Here is a 15,277-nt window from a genome sequence, read left to right as displayed (position 1 = left end):
GGAAACCCGACGCCGCACGCGCGCCACGATGCGCCACTCCCCAATCCCAAATCCCGGCGCTTCACGCCCGCCCCTCCGCCGCCGTCGCATGCCGCGCCGCTCGCCGCTCGCGCCAGGCGCGCACGCGCTCGGAGGCGCGTTCCATGTACAGGTAGATCACCGGCGTGGTGTACAGGGTGACCAGCTGCGACAGCAGCAGGCCGCCGACGATGGAGATGCCCAGCGGGCGGCGCAGTTCCGAGCCGATGCCGTCGCCCAGCGCCAGTGGCAGCGCGCCGAGCATCGCCGCGGCGGTGGTCATCATGATCGGGCGGAAGCGCAGCAGGCAGGCGCGGCGGATCGCGTCGTGGGCGCTGGCGCCCTCGCGGCGCGCGTCGATCGCGAAGTCGATCATCATGATCGCGTTCTTCTTGACGATGCCGATCAGCAGCACGATGCCGACGATGCCGTCCACCGACAGGCTCAGTCCGCACAGCATCAGCGCCAGCAGCGCGCCGACGCCGGCCGGCGGCAGCGTGGAGATGATGGTCAGCGGGTGGATGTAGCTCTCGTAGAGCACGCCCAGCACGATGTAGATCAGCACCACCGAGGCCAGCAGCAGCCACACCACGTCGGTCTGGCTGCCGGTGAACTCGGCGGCCTTGCCGATGAATTCGGCATGCAGCTGCGGCGGCAGTTGCAACTGCGCGCGGGTCTCCTCGATCGCCGACACCGCCTGCGACAGCGAGTAGCCCGGCGCCAGGTTGAACGACACCGTCACCGCCGGCAGCTGCTGCTGGTGGCTGACCACCAGCGGCGTGGTCGACTGCTTGGCCTCGGCCACCGCCGCCAGCGGTACCGTGCCGCCGCTGCCGACGGTGATGCCGGTGTTCTGCGCGCCGATGCCGGTGGCGGTGGAGGAGTTGCTGGAGGTGGTCTGGCCGAAGCTGGTGGCGTTGCTGGCGGTCAGCGCGCCGCTGCCGTTGCTGGCCACCGCCAGCTGGTTCAGCAGCGCGGTGCTGGTGCGGAATTCCGGCGCCACTTCCAGCACCACGCGGTACTGGTTGAGCTGGGTGAAGATGGTGGAGATCTGGCGCTGGCCGAAAGCGTCGTACAGCGTGTCGTCGATGGTCTGCATCGGCACGCCGAGGGCGCTGGCCTTGTCGCGGTCCACGCGCAGTTCCAGCGCGCGGCCCTGGTTGGCCAGGTTGTTGTCCACGTCGGCCAGTTCCGGGCGCTTGCGCAGCGCCTCGGTCAGGCGCGTGGCCTCGGTCGCCAGTTCGGCGCTGTCCACGTCGGAGAGCGAGTACTGGTACTCGGTGGCGGCCACGCGGGTGTCCAGGGTCACGTCCTGCACCGGCTTCAGGTACAGCGCCACGCCGGGCAGCCCGGCCACCGCCTTCTGCAGCCGCGGCATCACGTCTTCCAGGCTGTCGCGGTCGCTGCGCGGCTTCAGCACGATGCTGAGCTGGCCCTGGTTGAGGGTGGGGTTCATCGAGCCGGCGCCGATGAAGGCGGCCACGCCGGTCACCGCCGGGTCGCGGCGCAGCGCCTCGGCCACCGCCTGGGTGCGCTGCTCCATCTGCGGGAACGCCACGTTCTGGTCGGCCTGGACCACGCCGGTGATCAGCCCGGTGTCCTGCTCGGGCAGCAGGCCCTTGGGGATCACCACGTACAGCAGCACGGTCAGCACCATGGTCGCCAGCGCCACCAGCAGGGTCAGCTTCTGGTGGCCCAGCACCCAGTCCAGGCTGCGCTCGTACAGCGCCACGGTGCGCGACCACAGCGTGGTCTTGCCGGCCGCCGCCGCCCGCTCGTGCGCGTCCTCGCCCTCGGGCAGGGCATCGGGCTTGAGCAGGTAGGCGCACATCATCGGCGTGAGCGTCAGCGACACCAGCATCGAGATCACCACCGCGATGCTCAGCACCCAGGCGAACTCGTGGAACAGGCGGCCGGTGACGCCTGGCATCAGGATCAGCGGCAGGAACACCGCCACCAGCGACACGGTCAGCGACAGCACGGTGAAGCCGATCTGGCGTGCGCCGATCTCCGCGGCCTCGCGGCCGCTCTTGCCCTGTTCGATGTAGCGCACGATGTTCTCGATCATCACGATCGCATCGTCGACCACGAAGCCGGTGGCCACCACCAGCGCCATCAGCGACAGGTTGTCCAGCGACATGCCGGCGAAGGCCATCACCGCGAAGGTGCCGGCCAGCGACAGCGGCACCGCCACCGACGGGATCACCGTGGCCCACAGCCGGCGCAGGAACACGAAGATCACCGCCACCACCAGGCCGATGGTCAGGATCAGGGTGAACTTGACCTCGTGCACCGAGGCGCGGATGGTCTCGGTGCGGTCGGAGAACACGTCCAGGTGTACGCCGGCCGGCAACACGCCTTGCAGCTGCGGCAGGATCGCGCGGATCTGCTCCACCGTCTGCACGATGTTGGCGCCGGGCTGGCGGCGCACTTCCAGCAGCACTGCCGGCTTGCCGTCGGCCCAGGCGGCGAGCTGGTCGTTCTCCACCCCGTCCACCACCTTGGCCACGTCCGACAGCCGCACCGGCGCGCCGTTCTTGTAGCTGATGACGGTGTCGCGGTACTCGGCGGCGCTGGACAGCTGGTCGTTGGTGCCGATGCTGTAGGACTGGGTCTTGCCGTTGAGCGAGCCCTTCGGCGCGTTGACGTTGGTCTGGGTCAGCGCGCTGCGCAGCGCCTCCATGGTCAGGCCCATGTTCGACAGCTGCGCCGGATTGACCTGGATGCGCACCGCCGGGCGCACGTTGCCGGCGATCGACACCAGGCCCACGCCCGGCACCTGCGACAGGCGCTGGGCCAGGATCGAGTCGGCGTAGTTGTTGACGTCGCGCAGCGGCAGCGTGTCGGAACTGAGCTTGAGGGTGAGGATCGCGGCGTCGGCCGGGTTCACCCGGTTGTAGACCGGCTGGTAGGGCAGCGAGGAGGGCAGGGTGGACTGGCGGATCGCCGCCTGCACGTCCTGCGCGGCGATATCGATGTCGCGGTCCATCGCGAACTGCAGCACGATCGTGGACAGGCCGGCCGACGAGTCGGAGGTCATCATCTGCAGCCCGGAGATCTGCCCGAGCTGCCGCTCCAGCGGCGTGGTCACCAGCGAGGCCATGGTGCTGGCGTTGGCGCCGGGGTACTGCGTGGTCACCACCAGGCTGGGCGCGTCGATTTCCGGCAGCGCCGACACCGGCAGCTGCCGGTAGCCGAGGATGCCGAGCAGCAGCACGCCTGCCATCAGCAAGGTGGTGGCGATCGGGCGGCGGATGAAGATCGTCGAAAAGCCCACGGGGAAGATCCTTGCTGGTGAGAGTCCGGTGCGGCCGTGCCGGCGCCGGGAAAGACGGCGGAATCAGCGGCGGCCGTGACCCTGCGTCGCGATCGCGACGTGGGACGGGAACGCCACCGCCAGCGGGCGACCCGGCGCGTGCCGGCCACGCGGGCTCGGCACGGCTACCGTCGCCTGCTGGCGCGACGCGCTCAGCGCGGCCCGCCGCCGCCGCGGCGTCCGCCGCCGCGCTGCTGCTGCTTGCCTTCGGCGGCCTTCAGCTCGGCCTCGGTCGGCTCCGGCGGCGCCTCGCCCGGCTTCAGCGCGGTCACCTTGGTGCCGGGCTTGAGCCGGAACTGGCCCTCGGTGACCACCCGCTCGCCGGCCTTCAGGCCTTCGGTCAGTTGCACCTGGCTGTCGCCCACTTCCGCCCCCTGCTTGACCGTCTGCATCTTGACCGTGTTGTCGGGCTGCACCACGTACACGTAGTCGCCGTTGGGGCCGCGCTGCACCGCCTGGGTCGGCACCACCACGCCGTCTGCCACGGTGCGCAGGGTCAGGCGCACGTTGACGAACTGGCCCGGCCACAGCGCGCGGTCGTCGTTCGGGAACACCGCGCGGACCTTGAAGGTGCCGGTGTCGGCGCTGATCTGGTTGTCGATCACGTCGACCTGGCCGTCGCTGGCGATCGGATGCGCATCGGTGCGGTCCAGCGCGGCCACCGGCAGCGGCGCCGCCGCCTGCGCCTGGCGCACGTCCTGCAGCTGGATCTCCGGCAGGTTGAAGGTCACGTAGATCGGGTGCACCTGGGTGATGGTGACGATGGTGCTGCTGGTGCTGACGATGTTGCCCACGTCCACCCCGCGGATGCCGGCGATGCCGTCGCTGGGGGCGAGGATGCGGGTGTACTGCAGCTCCACCTGCGCCGCGCGCATCTGCGCGTCGTTGGCGGCGACCGCCGCTTCGTACTGCGCCACCTGGTTGCGCTGGGTGTCCAGGTCGGTCTTGGCCACGTACTGGCGGTAGGCCGGCGAGTCGGAGCGCTGGAAGGTGGAACGCGCGGTGGCCAGCAGCGCCTGGTTCTGGCGCTTGCTCGCCGCGGCCTGGTCGTAGCTGGCCTGCAGCGAGCGCGGGTCGATCTGCGCGAGCAGCTCGCCCTTCTTCACTTCCTGGCCTTCGCGGAAATTCAGGCTCATCAGCTGGCCGCTGACCTGCGGGTTGACGGTGACGGTGCTCAGCGCGGTCACCGTGCCGGTGGCGGTGGCGTAGATCGGCACCGTCTGGCTGGTCGCGGCGACCACCGTTACCGGAACCGGCGTGGCATCGCTGTCGTCGCCCATGCCGTCGCCGGCGCCGCCGCCCTTGTGATGCCCACCGCCGCGCATGAAGCGCGTGCCCACCACCACCAGGGCCACCGCTGCGAGGATCAGCAGCGCAATCTTCCAGAAACGCGACATCCGGGGAAACTCCTGTGGCGAGGCGGGGTGGAGGGCCCTCCCGCAGTGGCTGGTGACGAGCGAGGAAGCATATCGCCGGCGCGTTGCGATTGGACCATGACTGAAGGGACAGGCCCCGCGGGTGGGCAAAGCCGGTCGTCCGCTCTCGCAACGCACCGGCGGTGCATCGGTTGACACGGATTCGCAAGGGTTTTTTCCCCGCGGCGGGATCCACGGCCGCCCCCGGCCGGCCGCCGATGCACTACATTGACTGAACGCCCGTTACGTCCCGACCTGGAGACCTGCCATGCCGCGCCTGTCCCGCCTGCTGTCCGCGATGCTGTTCGCCGTCCCCGCCCTGGCCTGGGCGCAGAGCGCCGAGCGCCCGGAGGTGACGGCCGCCGCGGCCAAGTTGCAGGCCAAGGTGGTGGAGTGGCGGCGCGACTTCCACCAGCACCCGGAGCTGTCCAACCGCGAGGAGCGCACCGCCGCCAAGGTCGCCGAGCGGCTGCGCGCGCTGGGCCTGAAGCCGCAGACCGGCATCGCCCACCACGGCGTGGTGGCGATCGTCAAAGGCGCGCTGCCCGGGCCGAAGATCGCCCTGCGCGCGGACATGGACGCGCTGCCGGTGACCGAGCAGACCGGCCTGCCGTTCGCCTCCAAGGCCACCGGCGAGTACCGCGGCGAGACCGTGGGGGTGATGCACGCCTGCGGCCACGACGCGCATACCGCGATCCTGCTCGGTGTCGCCGAGGCGCTGGTGGCGATGCGCGCGCAGCTGCCGGGCGAGGTCATGCTGGTGTTCCAGCCCTCGGAGGAGGGCGCGCCGGGCAACGAGGAGGGCGGCGCCTCGCTGATGCTCAAGGAAGGCCTGTTCCGCGACTTCAAGCCGCAGGCGATGTTCGGCCTGCACGTGTTCTCCAGCGTCCAGGCCGGCAAGATCGCGGTGCGCGGCGGCCCGCTGATGGCCGCCTCGGATCGCTTCAGCATTAAGGTGATCGGCCGCCAGACCCACGGCTCGGCGCCGTGGAACGGCATCGACCCGATCGTGACCAGCGCCGACCTGATCGGCGCCGCGCAGACGGTGATCAGCCGCCGCGCCAACCTGTCCAAGCAACCGGCGGTGCTCAGCTTCGGCGCGATCAAGGGCGGCATCCGCTACAACATCATTCCCGACGACGTGGAGATGGTCGGCACCATCCGCACCTTCGACGAGGGCATGCGCCAGCAGATCTTCGCCGACCTGAAGACCGTGGCCGAGCACACCGCCGCCGCGCACGGCGCCAAGGCCGAAGCGCACGTGCCCGACCAGGACGGCAACCCGGCCACGGTCAACGACCCGGCACTGACCGCGCGCATGCTGCCCAGCCTGCAGGCGGTGGTGGGCGCCGGCAACGTCTACGAACCGCCGCTGCAGATGGGCGCGGAGGATTTCTCGTACTACGCGCAGCAGGTGCCGTCGATGTTCTTCTTCGTCGGCGCCACCGCCCCCGGCATCGACCCGGCGACCGCGCCCAGCAACCACTCGCCGCAGTTCCTGCTCGACGAGACCGCCCTGGACGTCGGCCTGCGCGCCATGCTGCAGGTGACGTTGGATTACTTGAAGCAGTGATTGGGGAGTGGGGAGTGGGGATTCGCAAGGGCGTGGGTGCAGCGGCGTAGGCGGAATCGCTCACATGTCCGGCATGGATGGACACCCGTAGGAGCGGCTTCAGCCGCGACAGGCTTTACCGGGAAGGCTGTCGCGGCTGAAGCCGCTCCTACAACAGAGGGGCGACTTCAGTCGCGACGCATGAAGCCCTGAACCGAGGTGCTGCTTCGGCAGCAGTCGGGACTGAAGTCCCTCCCACAACGCTCATCGCGCCTGCTGCGAGCCCTGCAGCTGTAGGAGCGGCTTCCGCCGCGACGCGCGAAGCACCGAATCGACGCAAGCACCTCGATACCAGTAGGCGCGATTTCGCTTCTGCCAATCCCGAATCCCGAATCCCCGCCCCATACACCTCCCAGCCAGAACGCTCCCGCTACACTGCAGCGCATGAACACCCCCCAGGATTCCAGCCTCGGCCGCGAGGTCGCCTACCCGTCGCAGTACGATCCCGCGTTGCTGTTTCCCATCCCGCGTGCCGCGGCACGTAGCGAGATCGGTCTCGACCCCGCGGCGCTGCCGTTTTTCGGCGTGGACCGCTGGCATGCCTACGAACTGAGCTGGCTCGATGCGCAGGGCAAGCCCTGTGTCGCCACCGCGACCCTGCAGGTGCCGTGCGCCTCGCCCAACCTGATCGAATCCAAGTCGCTCAAGCTCTATCTCAACTCGCTCAACGCGATGCGCTTCAACAGCGCCGAAGCGCTGCGCAGTTGCATCGTCACCGACCTGTCGGCGCGCGCCGGCGCCGACGTGGCGATGGAGTTCGGCCTGCCGCCGATGGACACGCTGGGCGAGGGCGAGTCGCTGGACGCGCTGGACATCGCCATCGATTGCTACGGCCCGCCGCGTCCGGACTTCCTGTCCGCTACCGCCGGCGACGTGGTCGAGGAAACCCTCACCAGCGCCTTGCTCAAGTCCAATTGCCCGGTCACCGGCCAGCCGGACTGGGCTTCGCTGCATCTGCGCTATCGCGGCGGCCGCATCGATCGCGAAGGCCTGCTGCGCTACCTGATCAGTTTCCGCGAGCATGCCGGCTTCCACGAGCAGTGCGTCGAGCGCATCTTCCACGACCTGATGACGCGCTGCCGCCCGCAGTCGCTGCAGGTGGAGGCGCGCTATACCCGCCGCGGCGGCCTGGACATCAATCCCTGGCGCGCCACTCCGGATGTGGCCGAACCGCTGAGCTTCCTGCGCGATCTGCGCCAGTAGGCAGGCACGGCGACGTACTCGCCGCATGGCACGGCTCATGCTGTGTCTGCGGTCCGCATGCGATCGGATTGCTGAGCGTGCCTGCGACGCGCGTGCCGCGCATGTGTCCCGAATCGCTCGAACGACAATACGTGTCGCCACATGCGATGCGCACTACGCGCCTGAACCGCGTCCGCGCGGTTCACGGCCGCGCTATCTTTTTTTAACAAATCCTGTGACACCGTGGCAGCGTCCGATCACGCAGGGAGCCACGCGATGAACAGCGACAAGCGCGCCGACTTCTCGGCAGTCACCGCCAAGGTGGATACCACCGCCGACGTCGTGCAGAAGGCGGATTTCTCCGACGTGCAGAGCAAGGTCGACAGCACGGCCGAGCAGGTGCAGCAGGTGTATGTGGTCAAGCCCGGCGATTCGCTATCCAAGATCGCCAAATTGCATTACGGCGACGGCAATGCCTGGACGCGCATCTTCGAGGCCAACCGCGACGTGCTCGTCGACCCCGACAAGATCTATCCCGGTCAGACGCTCAAGCTGCCCGCCGGCGCCTGACCCGCCCTCATTGCCAATTCCCGCTCTTCCGACAGGAGTCCCGACCCGATGAAAACCCGTTCGATGTCCTCGTTCTCGCCGCTGCTGATCGCCCTGGTGGGCGCACTGGCGCTGGCCGGCTGCAAGAAGCAGGAGCAGGAACAGCACGTGTCGTCCGATCCCACCTCGTCCGCACCCACCGAGCAGATGCCGGGTCCGGCCGCGGCCCCGGCGGAACAGCCGGCGCCGGCCGCTGCGGGTGCCAATGCGGTGAATGTCGCTGCTGTCGCGGTCGGCAACGCCGCCGCCGCGGACAAGTCGGTCGCGCCGCTGACCACGCTCGCCAGCAAGGACAAGATCATCGTCTCGGTGAAGACCGAGGGCTCGGCCACCAATGCCAACGTCGGCGCCAAGCTGGTGTTCCAGGACGGCCAGACCGCTGGCGAGCGCACCGAAACGCTCAATACCAGCGGTGCGGACACCACCAACTTCGAGTTCACCAATCCCAAGGGCTGGCCGGCCGGCCAGTACAAGGCCGAGGTCACCGTCAACGGCCAGGCGGCGGGAACGCCGCAGACGTTCCAGGTGAAGTGATCCTGGGCTGAGTCCCGGTCACGCGTCGCACGTGCCGCCTCTCTCCCGGCACGTGCGGCACGCTGGCGCAGCCGCGAGGCTGCGCCTTTTTTATGCATGGTGCGATGGGAACGTCCCAGCGCAGGCTGCCCATCGACCGCTGCATAGCGGCTTGGCTGATGTCGTGTACAGCACGGTGTGTTGCGCGATGTCCTGTGCTGTCGCGCAGGACAGCCATCGGGCATGCACGCCCGCGCGGATTCGGCGCCAGATCGGTCGCCCGACGGATGCCGAGTTGCGTAGCGCTTGCCGACGGCACATCACACCCCGCGCTTTGCCCACAGCCGGCAGACACGCGACAATGGACGGCCGATGTCCGCGTTTGGCGGCATCGCGAAACCTACAAGAAAACATACGCCGCCGTACTGTCGGTGCTGCCTATTTCCCCCTGCCAGAGGTCATCCGTCGCGTCATGTCGAATACGCCCAAGATCCTGTACACGCTCACCGATGAAGCCCCGTACCTGGCGACGCAGTCGCTGCTGCCGATCGTTTCCGCGTTCGCCGGCACCGCTGGCATCGCCGTGGAGACCCGCGACATTTCGCTGGCCGGCCGCCTGATCTCGCAGTTCCCCGACTACCTGCGCGAGGAGCAGCGCATCGCCGACGACCTGGCCGAACTGGGTCAGCTGGCGACCACGCCGGAAGCCAACATCATCAAGCTGCCCAACATCAGCGCCTCGGTGCCGCAGCTCAAGGCCGCGATCAAGGAACTGCAGCAGCAGGGGTACGCGCTGCCGGACTACGTGGACGAACCGAAGGACGAGAAAGAGAAGGACGCCAAGGCGCGCTACGACAAGGTCAAGGGCAGCGCGGTCAATCCGGTGCTGCGCGAGGGCAATTCCGATCGCCGCGCGCCGGCCTCGGTGAAGCACTACGCACGCAAGCACCCGCACCGCATGGGCGCGTGGAGTGCCGACTCCAAGTCGCACGTGGCGCACATGGACGCCGGCGATTTCTACGGCAGCGAGCGCTCGGCGCTGATCGCGCAGGCCGGCAGCGTCAAGATCGAGCTGGTCGGCAAGGACGGCACGGTGTCGGTGCTGAAGGAAAAGACCGCGGTGCAGGCCGGTGAGCTGATCGACGCGGCGGTGATGAGCAAGCGCGCGCTGGCCGCCTTCGTGCAGGCGCAGATCGCCGATGCCAAGCAGCAGGGCGTGCTGTTCTCGCTGCACCTGAAGGCGACGATGATGAAGGTCTCCGACCCCATCATGTTCGGCGTGGTGGTCGAGGCGTTCTACCGCGATGTGCTGGACAAGCACGCCGCCACGCTCAAGCAGGTGGGCTTCGATGCCAACAACGGCATCGGCGACCTGTACGCGCGCATCGCCAGCCTGCCCGAGGCGCAGCGCGCGCCGATCGAGGCCGACCTGCAGGCGCTGTACGCGCAGCGCCCGGCGCTGGCGATGGTCAATTCCGACAAGGGCATCACCAACCTGCACGTGCCCAGCGACGTGATCGTCGATGCGTCGATGCCGGCGATGATCCGCGACTCCGGCAAGATGTGGAACGCCGAGGGCAAGCTGCAGGACACCAAGGCGGTGATCCCGGACCGCTGCTACGCCGGCGTGTACCAGGCGGTGATCGAGGACTGCAAACTGCACGGTGCGTTCGACCCGGCGACCATGGGCAGCGTGCCCAACGTCGGCCTGATGGCGCAGAAGGCCGAGGAATACGGTTCCCACGACAAGACCTTCCAGATCGCCAGCGACGGCACCGTGCGCGTCACCGATGCCGGTGGCACGGTGCTGCTGGAGCACGCGGTGGAAGCCGGCGACATCTGGCGCATGTGCCAGACCAAGGACGCGCCGATCCAGGACTGGGTCAAGCTGGCGGTCGAGCGCGCGCGCCTGAGCAGCACCCCGGCGGTGTTCTGGCTGGATCCGCAGCGCGCCCACGATGCGCTGATGATCCAGAAGGTGGAGCGCTACCTGCAGGACCACGACCTCAACGGCCTGGACATCCGCATCCTGCCGCCGGTGGAAGCCACCGCGTTCTCGCTGCAGCGCATCCGCAAGGGCGAGGACACCATCTCGGTCACCGGCAACGTGCTGCGCGACTACCTCACCGATCTGTTCCCGATCATGGAGCTGGGCACCAGCGCCAAGATGCTGTCGATCGTGCCGCTGATGGCCGGCGGCGGCCTGTTCGAGACCGGCGCCGGCGGCTCGGCGCCCAAGCACGTGCAGCAGTTCGTCGAAGAGAACTACCTGCGCTGGGATTCGCTGGGCGAGTTCCTGGCGCTGGCCGCGTCGCTGGAGCACCTGGGCCAACGCCACCACAACGCCGCCATCGGCGTGCTGGCGCGCACCCTGGACCAGGCCAACGGCCAGTTCCTGGACAACGACAAGTCGCCTTCGCGCAAGGTCGGCGGGCTGGACAACCGCGGCAGCCACTTCTACCTGGCCCTGTACTGGGCGCAGGCGCTGGCCGCGCAGGACGAGGACGCCGCGCTGAAGGCGCGCTTCGCCCCGCTGGCCAAGCAGCTGGCCGAGCAGGAAGCGACCATCGTCGCCGAGCTCAACGGCGTTCAGGGCCAGCCGGTCGACATCCAGGGTTATTACCGCCCGAACCTGGAACTGGTCGGCAAGGCGATGCGGCCGAGCAAGACGCTCAACGACGCGCTGGCGACGTTGACGGCCTGACGCGCCCGGATCGCACCCGCCACCGCCGCGCGCGGTGGCGGGTGCATGGCGCCGGGTCGCGCCGCGGCCGCTTTAGCCGGCGATGCGGCGCAGGGCTTGCGCGAAGCGGTCCAGTTCCTCCACACGGGTGAACAGGGCCGGTGTGGCCCGCACGCAGGCCCCACTGGCCGCGCCGCTGCGCATCGTGGTCATGATCCCGAACTGCTGCAGCAGGCGCTGTGCGAGGGCGGCGTTCTGCTGTTCGCTGTTCTGCCCGCGCAGGCGAAACGAGGTCATCGCCCCGTACAGTTGCGGATCCTCGGGGGTGAGGATCTGCAGGCCGGGAAGGTCGGCCACGCGATGCACCCAGCGGTCGCGCAGGAATTGCAGCCGTGCCTGCTTGTTGGCCGCGCCGATGCGCTCGTGCACATCCAGCGCTGGCGGCAGGGCGAGCAGGGCCGCGAAATCCACGGTGCCGGTATGCACTCGGGTGTCGATGCTGTCGGCCGGGCCCTCCTGGCCCATCTGCGGGTCGATGTCGGGGATGCGGTCGTGGCGAATGTAGAACCCGCCGACGCCGAGCGGCGCGCCGATCCACTTGTGGAAATTGAAGCCGACGAAGTCCGCGCCGAGGTCCGGCAGGCGCAGATCGCGTTGGCCGACTGCCTGGGTGGCATCGACGATGCAGTCCACGCCGCGCTGCCGTGCCATGGCGACGATCTCGGCGACCGGCAGCGCCAGGCCGGTGCGATGGCTGATGCAGGTGACGAGCATCAACCGCACCTGCGGATGGCGTTGCAGCGCCTGCGCATAGGCGTCGATCAGGTTCTGGCGGGTGGCCGGTTCCGGCAGGTCGATGCCGATCGCCTCGACGCCGCGGCGCTGCCGCAGCCACTTCATCGCCGCAATCATCGCGTCGTAGTCCAGGTCGGCGAACAGCACCGCATCGCCCTGCCGCAGGCGGTTGTAGCCGCCGATCAGCAGTTGCAGCGATTCGGTGGCGTTGCGGGTCAGCGCCAGCTCGCCCGGCGCCACCCCCAGCACCGTGGCGGCGCGCCCGCGCAAGGCTCGGTAGTCGTCGGGGAACTGCAGGCGCGCGTAATGCGCGTTGTCGCGGTTCACCTGTTGCACGCGCTGCAGGTAGGTGCGCAGCACCGGTTGCGACATCGCGCCCCAATAGCCGTTCTCCAGCGCGACGACGTTCCGGTCCACGTCGTAGGCGGCGGCGACCTGCGCCCAGTAGCCCTCGTCCTGCGCCAGGCGCCGCGGCGCGATGCCTGTCGGTGCTGCCGGTATCGCGCCCGGCGCAGCGAGCGCCTGGCTGCCGACCTGGCGCAGCATGTCCTGCAGCGGCAGCATCGGCGCGGCGGCGAGCAGGGCGCGCCGCCGCGGGTCGGGCCGATCAGAAGCGCAGGCGGAGTTGTGCATAGACGTTGCGTCCGTCGGTGTCGTAGGGCGCGTTGCGCGAATACACCAGGCCGCGGCTGGCCTGGAAGGTGGCCTTGTCCGGATACGTGTCGAGCACGTTGTCCGCACCGATCCGCAGCGACAGACGTTCGCTCAGCGCATAGGTGGCCGAGAGGTCGAGCAGGGCGATCGCGCCGAAGCGCTGGAAGATGTCGCCGGTGCTGTTGCCGCTGCTGTCGGTCCAGGCGCCGTAGTAGCGAACCCGCAACAGGCCTTGCAGCGGTCCCTGGTCCCAGGTCAGGCCGACGCTGCCCTTGTGCTGCGGCAACAGTTGCTCGAACAGGATGCGCTGGGTCGGATTGGCCGCCACGGCGGTGTTGCCGCCGTCGACCTTGGTGCGGTTGTAGTTGTAGGCCACGGTGGCGCCGAGGCGACCGGGCCCGAGCGCATGCTGGTAGCCGAACACCAGGTCCGCGCCTTCGGTGGTGGTGTCGAAGTCGTTGGTGAAATAGTTGACCGACGTGTAGTGCATCGGGTTGGGCAGATTGGCCGGCACCGCGAAGCTGGCCGAGGTGCTGAAGCGGTCGTTGACCGCGATCCGGTAGAGATCCAGCGATCCGTACAGCCCGATCGGCGCCTGCCAGGCCAGCCCCAGGCTCAGCGAATCGGATTCCTCGGGCTTCAGCGGCTTGGCGCCCAGCGCCACGGCGATCGGGTCCTGCGGCGACAGCCGCCCCGCATTGAAGACCTGCAGGCTCACCGTGTCCAGGCCCTGGGTGATCTGGGTGCTGTACAACTGCGCCGGCGTGGGCGCGCGGAAACCGTTGGACCAGGCGCCGCGCAGCGCCAGCCACGAGGTGAGTTCCATGCGCGCGGACAGCTTGCCGTTGAGGGTGCTGCCGAAGCTGGAGAAGTCTTCATAGCGCACCGCGCCACCGACGCTCAGGCGCGCGGTCAGCGGCGCTTCCACGTCCACGTAGGCGGCGTAGCTGGTCTGGTCCCAGCTGCCCGATTGCTGGGGGCTGAAGCCGGGGGCGCCATTGGCGTTCGGCGCCAGCCCGTAGCGCGCGCCGGCACCGATGGCGTAGGAGGCGGGATCGCCGGCGCCGATGGAATAGGCTTCGTTGCGGCGCTCGGCGCCGAAGGCGATGTTCACCGGGTCCTGCAGCATCGCCAGCGGCAGCGCATAGACGAAGTCGGCGTTGAGGTTGACCTCGCGCTGCTGCAGAGAGCCCAGGTGGAAGGCGGTCGGGCTGCCCGGTCCCATCGAGGCGTTGATCGAATCGCCCAGCGAATAGGCGATCCGGTTCATGCCGTAGGCGGCGCTGACGTCCCAGCTGAAACGCTCGTTGAAGGCGCCCTTGAGGCCGCCCAGCGTCTGCGCGTCGCGGTAGTCGCTGCCGTAACGCGGGGTGAAACCGGCCGGGTACACGCGGCGCAGGTCGAAACCGGGAAACGCCGGGGTGGTCTTGTAGATGGACGCGTTGGTATCGGGGTTGCGCCAGTTGAAGTCGGAGACGCCGCTGCCGTCGTTGAACAGCGCATAGCCGTAGAGGTTGACGCTGTCGTCGAGCGCCACATCCAGGTTCATCCCCAGATGCGTGCTGTGCTGTTCCGGCTTGCCCCAGCGCTGCACCGGGTCGGGGACGGCAACGCCCGGGTGTGCGGCCTGGAACGCGATCGCGTCGGCGCGCTGCACGCCGCGGTCGGTGGGATCGGAGGCGCTGTGTTCGGCGAACGCCACCAGGCTGCCATCGCGGAGATCCCAGCCGCGTTTGAGCGAATAGGTGCGGGCGAGGCCATCGCCTGCGCTGTACCTGGAGATGTCCGCGCCCATCTCGGTGCCGATGCGATCGTCGAGGATGATGTTGATGACGCCGGCGATGGCGTCCGAGCCGTATTGTGCGGCGGCGCCGTCGCGCAGCACTTCGATGCGCTTGATCGCCGTGACCGGGATCTGCGCCAGGTCCGGCGCCTGCGCGCCGCGTGCGCCGAGCAGGGCCGAACGGTGGAAGCGGTGGCCGTTGACCAGCACCAGGGTCTGGTCCGGCGAGAGCCCGCGCAATGTGGCCGGACGCACGAAGATCTGGCCGTCGGCCAGCGGCAGGCGCTGCACCACGAAGGACGGAACCAGCGCCGCCAGCACGGTGTTGAGGTCGGCGCTGCCGACCGCGCGGATCTCCTGCGCGTCGATCACGTCCACCGGCGCCAGCGTGCCGAACTGGGTACGGTTGGCGCCGCGGGTGCCGGTGACCACCACGCTGTCCAGGGTCGTGCTGGGGGTGTCGGCAGGTTCCGCCGGCATGGACGTCGCGGCGGCGGCATCGCCGGCGCAAAGGGCCAGAATGGCGGTCGCCAGGTGGCGGTGAGTGAGGCGATTCAAAGGAACTCCGGACGAAAGAGGGGGCGATGGGAGCCGGGTCGGCGAGCGGCAGGGATGACGAAATCGGCATAGTCTGGCGGCCGATGACGACGTGCCATTGACGCGTGTGTTGCGTGCCGATGACGGTTCGTGCGACAGA

Annotated in this window: 9 protein-coding genes; 5 read left to right on the top strand and 4 right to left on the bottom strand. The window is 68.9% G+C overall.

What is annotated here, in order from left to right; all coding sequences use genetic code 11:
- Window positions 1–61: 61 nt before the first annotated feature.
- The gene (locus GGR64_RS12415) at window positions 62–3,295 is read right to left on the bottom strand and encodes an efflux RND transporter permease subunit (RefSeq protein ID WP_184646179.1); all 3,234 of its coding nucleotides are present in this window, start codon (window positions 3,293–3,295) and stop codon (window positions 62–64) included.
- 191 nt (window positions 3,296–3,486) lie between these two features.
- The gene (locus tag GGR64_RS12410; protein WP_184646177.1) at window positions 3,487–4,731 is read right to left on the bottom strand and encodes an efflux RND transporter periplasmic adaptor subunit; all 1,245 of its coding nucleotides are present in this window, start codon (window positions 4,729–4,731) and stop codon (window positions 3,487–3,489) included.
- A 286-nt stretch (window positions 4,732–5,017) separates the two neighbouring features.
- On the opposite strand from GGR64_RS12410, the gene GGR64_RS12405 reads away from it, so the two are divergent.
- The 5 genes from GGR64_RS12405 to GGR64_RS12385 all read left to right on the top strand — a co-directional run bounded on the left by GGR64_RS12405 (window position 5,018) and on the right by GGR64_RS12385 (window position 11,369).
- On the top strand, window positions 5,018–6,322 hold the full coding sequence (locus GGR64_RS12405) for a M20 family metallopeptidase (RefSeq protein ID WP_184646175.1): 1,305 nt from the start codon (window positions 5,018–5,020) through the stop codon (window positions 6,320–6,322).
- 423 nt (window positions 6,323–6,745) lie between these two features.
- A complete protein-coding gene (queF, locus tag GGR64_RS12400) occupies window positions 6,746–7,564 on the top strand; it encodes an NADPH-dependent 7-cyano-7-deazaguanine reductase QueF (protein ID WP_160965903.1) in 819 nt (272 codons plus the stop codon).
- Window positions 7,565–7,819: 255 nt separating this feature from the next.
- A complete protein-coding gene (locus tag GGR64_RS12395) occupies window positions 7,820–8,113 on the top strand; it encodes a LysM peptidoglycan-binding domain-containing protein (RefSeq protein WP_160965905.1) in 294 nt (97 codons plus the stop codon).
- A gap of 48 nt (window positions 8,114–8,161) precedes the next feature.
- Complete coding sequence (locus GGR64_RS12390) at window positions 8,162–8,686, top strand: hypothetical protein (RefSeq protein WP_184646173.1); 525 nt, start codon at window positions 8,162–8,164, stop codon at window positions 8,684–8,686.
- A gap of 451 nt (window positions 8,687–9,137) precedes the next feature.
- Window positions 9,138–11,369, top strand: a complete 2,232-nt coding sequence (locus tag GGR64_RS12385; RefSeq protein WP_184646171.1) for an NADP-dependent isocitrate dehydrogenase — start codon at window positions 9,138–9,140, stop codon at window positions 11,367–11,369.
- Between the two features lie 72 nt (window positions 11,370–11,441).
- Here GGR64_RS12385 and GGR64_RS12380 read toward each other — a convergent pair whose 3' ends face one another.
- Window positions 11,442–12,776: an aminotransferase class V-fold PLP-dependent enzyme gene (locus tag GGR64_RS12380; protein WP_184646169.1), complete on the bottom strand. Its 1,335-nt coding sequence runs from the start codon at window positions 12,774–12,776 to the stop codon at window positions 11,442–11,444.
- The gene (locus tag GGR64_RS12375) at window positions 12,751–15,138 is read right to left on the bottom strand and encodes a TonB-dependent receptor (protein ID WP_167087850.1); all 2,388 of its coding nucleotides are present in this window, start codon (window positions 15,136–15,138) and stop codon (window positions 12,751–12,753) included. Before GGR64_RS12375 ends, GGR64_RS12380 begins: the two co-directional genes overlap by 26 nt.
- Window positions 15,139–15,277: the final 139 nt, after the last annotated feature.

Origin of the sequence: Xanthomonas sp. 3307 (assembly GCF_014199735.1) — a bacterium.
Lineage (GTDB): Bacteria > Pseudomonadota > Gammaproteobacteria > Xanthomonadales > Xanthomonadaceae > Xanthomonas_A > Xanthomonas_A rydalmerensis.
This window is presented reverse-complemented; position numbering and strand designations above follow the sequence as displayed.

Bases quoted from the DNA above. Each gene is read 5' to 3' on its own strand.
- queF (WP_160965903.1), top strand. From the start codon at position 6,746: ATGAACACCCCCCAGGATTCCAGCCTCGGCCGCGAGGTCGCCTACCCG.
- GGR64_RS12405 (WP_184646175.1), top strand. From the start codon at position 5,018: ATGCCGCGCCTGTCCCGCCTGCTGTCCGCGATGCTGTTCGCCGTCCCC.
- GGR64_RS12380 (WP_184646169.1), bottom strand. From the start codon at position 12,776: ATGCACAACTCCGCCTGCGCTTCTGATCGGCCCGACCCGCGGCGGCGC.
- GGR64_RS12390 (WP_184646173.1), top strand. From the start codon at position 8,162: ATGAAAACCCGTTCGATGTCCTCGTTCTCGCCGCTGCTGATCGCCCTG.
- GGR64_RS12385 (WP_184646171.1), top strand. From the start codon at position 9,138: ATGTCGAATACGCCCAAGATCCTGTACACGCTCACCGATGAAGCCCCG.
- GGR64_RS12410 (WP_184646177.1), bottom strand. From the start codon at position 4,731: ATGTCGCGTTTCTGGAAGATTGCGCTGCTGATCCTCGCAGCGGTGGCC.
- GGR64_RS12395 (WP_160965905.1), top strand. From the start codon at position 7,820: ATGAACAGCGACAAGCGCGCCGACTTCTCGGCAGTCACCGCCAAGGTG.